Source organism: Paraconexibacter sp. (assembly GCF_041602235.1).
Lineage (GTDB): Bacteria > Actinomycetota > Thermoleophilia > Solirubrobacterales > Solirubrobacteraceae > Paraconexibacter.
Genome location: NZ_JBFIGP010000387.1, coordinates 1 through 2,824, shown reverse-complemented (window position 1 = coordinate 2,824; position 2,824 = coordinate 1). Strand labels below are relative to the sequence as shown.

The 2,824-nt window shown below is 76.0% G+C and carries 3 protein-coding genes and 1 pseudogene; all 4 read left to right on the top strand.

The genetic code is table 11. The features are described 5' to 3' along the window. Positions 1-1,296: pseudogene (locus ABYE80_RS19355) on the top strand (hypothetical protein); the annotation flags it as partial. A gap of 41 nt (positions 1,297-1,337) precedes the next feature. After that, on the top strand, positions 1,338-1,748 hold the full coding sequence (locus ABYE80_RS19350) for a hypothetical protein (RefSeq protein ID WP_372791944.1): 411 nt from the start codon (positions 1,338-1,340) through the stop codon (positions 1,746-1,748). Next, positions 1,745-2,308 (top strand): hypothetical protein, encoded by a 564-nt coding sequence (locus tag ABYE80_RS19345; RefSeq protein WP_372791943.1) that lies wholly within the window; start codon positions 1,745-1,747, stop codon positions 2,306-2,308. Before ABYE80_RS19350 ends, ABYE80_RS19345 begins: the two co-directional genes overlap by 4 nt. A gap of 42 nt (positions 2,309-2,350) precedes the next feature. After that, positions 2,351-2,824: alpha/beta fold hydrolase (locus ABYE80_RS19340; RefSeq protein ID WP_372791942.1), on the top strand; the 474-nt coding region annotated here is incomplete at its 3' end.

Genomic DNA, 2,824 nt, shown 5'->3' with positions numbered 1-2,824 from the left:
GGCGCCTACCACCTGTTCCCCAGCGAGCCCTACGGCCGTTGGCTGACGGTCGGCGGCTCCTTCCAGGACGCGGCCGGGACCAGGGCGTGGCTGACCGGGGTCGGTGGCGCCAACGGCGCGCTGCTCGACCAGGCCCGGGCCTGGCACGAGCGCCACGACGGGTTCACGACGAAGCAGGGGACCATCCAGGCTCGTGCGGTGATCGGGACCGGGCTGCTGTCGATCGGCGCGGTCGAGGTCCCGCCCGCCGCGGACGCGGGCGGCAACGTGCGGGCCGAGATCCGCATGGTCGACGGTGACGTCACCGTGCCCACGCGCAGCGCCCACCAGGGCCCGCTGGGCACCCATACCCCGCTCGGCGAACCGGTCCACGTGCAGGCGGTGTGCGGCGTCCCGCACGCGGCGCTGGGTGGTGACCCCTCGGTGACCGAGAAGTACACCGACTACCTCCTGACCGGGCGTACCCCTCGCAAGACGGTCGGCCCGTGCCAGCCACGGGGAACGGTGTTCGAGATCCGCGAGCTGTCGCTGCCCCGTGCCCGTGCGACGCGGGCCGCCGCGAGCCCGGCGCCGACCGGCGGCGGACCATCCGCGTCGCTCGTCGCGGCCGCGCAGAAGGGCGACATCCAGCTCATCGAGGTGCCCGGCTCACCGCTCGCGGTGCTCTCCGACGCGAAGCCGGTGGACCTCCAGCTCGTGGACGACAGCCGCCGCGTGACGCTGCGCGTGCAGCGCTACGTCGGCGACGACGCGCCCGTGGAGTCGACCTACTCCGACCTCGGCGGCGACGTCCGCGCGGTGACCGGTCCGGACGGCACGCTCAGCGTGACCGTGGACGGCAGGCCGGTGGCGCCGGACGGACAGGCACCGGGCGGCGAACCCGGTCCCGGTGGCGGCACGGGCGGCGGTCCGGGCGCTCCGGCCGGGGGCCCCGCACCCCAGCCGGGCACTCCCGCGCCGACGACGGGATCCGGTGGCGCGCCCGTGCCCGCCCCGGCCGCGCGCAAGGCCTCGCGGCTGCGCCTGAGCTCGGTGAGCGCCCGTCGCCGCGCACGGCTGACCCGCGTCACCGTCCGCGGGCGGCTGCTCGGAGGTGCGTCGGGCAAGGTGACCGTCACCGCGACGGACGGCCGCCGCACGACGCGTCGCACGGTCGCCGTCCGCAAGACGAGGTTCGGCTTGACCCTCAAGCTGAAGAACGCCGGCCGCCGCCTGCGCGTCACCGTGCGGTACGCGGGCAGCCGGACGCACCGGTCCACCCAGACCTCGCGCGCCGTGCGGGTCCGCCTTCGGTAGCCCGGTGGTTGGAAGGGGTCGCGCCGGGTAGCCGGGGCGGCGTGACCCATCACGACTCGCAACAGATCCGCGGCGGCCTGCTCGGAAAGGTCGCCGGCACGGTCAAGGAGATCGTCGGCGCCGCCTTCGGCGACCGCGAACTGCAGCGCGAGGGCCGGTTGCAGGAGGCGGCGGCCGACGCTGATCGCGAGGCACGGCAGCGCGAGGCCGAGGCGGAACGGGTCGAGTCGCTCGCCCGTGCCCGCGCCCAGCGGGCCGCGATCCAGGAGCGCAAGGAGGACATGGAGGCGCAGATCCGCGAAGCCGACCGCCTACGGGAGGCCGAGCAGGACGAGCGCGAGGCCGCACGTGCGGCGCGCCGCCGCGAGGCGGAGGCAGCCAGGTTGGAGCAGGATGCCCGCGCGGCGGACCGCGCGGCCGACACCGTCGACCCGAAGGAGACATCCCCATGAGCCCGGTCCCCATGCAGAAGGTGATGCGAGCCGCACTCGGCACCGGCCTGGTGATCGCGCGGACCCCGGCGGACGTCGCGCTGACCGTCCTCGGACAGGACCGAGGGACCGGGGCGCGCGCACGGATCGCCCTCGACCGCGTCGATGCGGGCGTGCGCGAACTCGTCGCCCGCGTGACCGGGGACGACGAACTGCGCATCGACGCGGCCCGGCGGCAGTTCGCCGCCGACAAGCGCGAGCAGGCCGCGGACCTCCGCGACCACGGCGACGCCCGGGCCGCGGACGGCCGGCGCCGCGCGACGAAGACCCGGGAACGCGCCGCGGCCAAGCGGACGACCCGGGACGCCACCGCCGCGAAGCGCTCGAGGGCCGCAGAGCGGCGCGAGCAGGAGGCGGCCGCCTCCCGCGAGGAGCAGGCGACCCGAGCCCAGCTGCGCGTGGTCAAGGAGCGGGACGCCGCGCTGGCCGAGCGGGAGGACGCCCTGCGGACCAAGGACGAGGCCGCGCGACTGCGCGAGGCGGCACGGCGGGTGAAGCAGGAGCGCAAGGAGCACGTGTAGCGCCGGTCGTTCCGGGCCCGGCCCACGAGCTACTGTCCCGGCATGACCAGCCTCGACGCCTGGTGGGCGGGCGGCGCCCGCATCCCCGAGGGCGTCTTCGCCCGCGCCGACGGACCGCCCGACGCGCCCGCGTGGACGTGGCTGCACGGCTTCCCGACGTGCTCATGGGACTGGGCGTCGCTGCTCGAGGTCCTTCCCGGCACGCGCCGTGACGTCACGCTGGACTTCCTCGGGTTCGGCGCCTCGGCCAAGCCGCTCGGGCACCGCTACCTGCTCACCGAGCAGGCCGACCTCGTCGAGGCCGTCTGGCGCCACCACGGCGTGGAGCGCACGACGCTCGTCGCGCACGACTACGGCGTCTCGGTCGCCCAGGAGCTGCTCGCGCGTCGCGCCGAGGGCCGCCTCGCCGTCACCTTCGACGGTCCCGTGACGTTCCTCAACGGCGGCCTGTTCCCGCACCTGCACCGGCCCGTCCGCATCCAGAAGCTGCTCGCCGGTCCGGCCGGCCCGCTGCTG

Bases quoted from the DNA above. Each gene is read 5' to 3' on its own strand.
- ABYE80_RS19345 (WP_372791943.1), top strand. From the start codon at position 1,745: ATGAGCCCGGTCCCCATGCAGAAGGTGATGCGAGCCGCACTCGGCACC.